This window comes from Nocardioides sp. (assembly GCF_024509035.1).
Lineage (GTDB): Bacteria > Actinomycetota > Actinomycetes > Propionibacteriales > Nocardioidaceae > Nocardioides.
In genome coordinates this window covers 1-863 of record NZ_JANINT010000371.1, presented here as the reverse complement: position 1 = coordinate 863, position 863 = coordinate 1, and the positions used below count along the sequence as shown (strand labels likewise).

Annotated in this window: 2 protein-coding genes; both read left to right on the top strand. The window is 71.7% G+C overall.

Annotated elements, in window-relative coordinates:
• On the top strand, window positions 1–273 hold a 273-nt coding region (locus tag Q0L15_RS21450; protein WP_296606797.1), incomplete at its 5' end, for a PfkB family carbohydrate kinase.
• On the top strand, window positions 270–863 hold a 594-nt coding region (locus tag Q0L15_RS21445; protein WP_296606795.1), incomplete at its 3' end, for an IclR family transcriptional regulator. The genes Q0L15_RS21450 and Q0L15_RS21445, both read left to right, overlap by 4 nt.

Sequence of the window (863 nt, the reverse complement as noted above, 5' to 3'; positions counted from 1 at the left end):
CTCGCCGCGGACGGGGTGGTCGCCGCCGAGCCCGCCCGGACCGTCGAGGTCGTCGACCTCACCGGAGCCGGCGACGCCTTCGCGGCGGGGTACCTCGTCGCGCGATCCTGGGGATGGTCGGTCCGTGGCAGACTCCGGTTGGGCCACCTGGTCGCGTCTCGGGCGATCGGCGTCGCGGGAGACATCGGCCCCGACGTCGACGACGCCGAGCTCGCCGAGCTGGCCCGCACCACGGAGGAGTCTCTCCCGGAGACCATCGGAGGACGAGCATGAGTCAGACTCTCGACCGCGCGCTGCAGGTGCTCGAGTTCGTGGGGGAGCGGCCGCGACGGATCGGCGACATCGCCGCGAGGCTCGACGTCCACCACTCCACGGCGCTCCGCTTCCTGCACACCCTGCGCAAGCACGGGTTCGTCCAGGAGCTGCCCGACCACAGCTACCGACTCGGCCCGACGATGTTCCGCCTGGGCTACCAGGCGCTGGAGGGCATCGAGCTGCGCACGATCGCCCGGCCGGCGATGGAGACCCTGCGCGAGGCGACCGGCGAGACCGTTCACCTCGGCTCGCTGGAGGACGGCACGGTGCTCTACGTCGAGAAGGTGGAGGCCAGTCACCCCGTGCGGATGCACTCGCGCATCGGCGCGGTCGCCCGCCTGCACTGCACCGGGGTCGCCAAGGGCATCATCGCCTTCCTGCCGCAGGACGAGCGCGACGAGCTGCTGGACCACTACGAGCTGACCAGGATGACCGACGCGACGATCACCGACCGAGCGGCGCTGGAGGCCGACCTGGCCCTGAGCCGGGAACGCGGGTACGCGCTGGACGCCGAGGAGAACGAGCCCGGCATCCACTGCATCTCCGCT